This window comes from Telluria sp. AZSoR62 (assembly GCF_058111565.1).
In genome coordinates, this window is sequence record NZ_JBYTST010000585.1 from 1 (window position 1) to 237 (window position 237).

A 237-nucleotide genomic window follows, 5' to 3' on the forward strand; every position below is an offset into this window, starting at 1 on the left:
CTCGAGGCGTCTGGTGTCGAGGACTGGGCGGACTACCTGATCTGGTTCGACGCGTCCGAACTGGAGTTGCGGCCGGACAAGTCGACGGACTCCCGCGAACTGCACGCCAAGGAAGTGCTGTCTGACGCGGCGATGCTGCGGGAGAACGGATTCAGCGAGAAGGACGCACCGACACCGGAGGAGACCCGACGTCGACTGCTCACAAAGCTGGTACTCGCCGACACGACACTCGCAGCG

The 237-nt window shown here is 64.1% G+C and carries 1 protein-coding gene; it reads left to right on the forward strand.

Annotated elements, in window-relative coordinates:
- A partial coding sequence (locus AC3XQU_RS24835) for a hypothetical protein (RefSeq protein WP_489876756.1) occupies positions 1-237 on the forward strand: 237 nt, incomplete at both ends.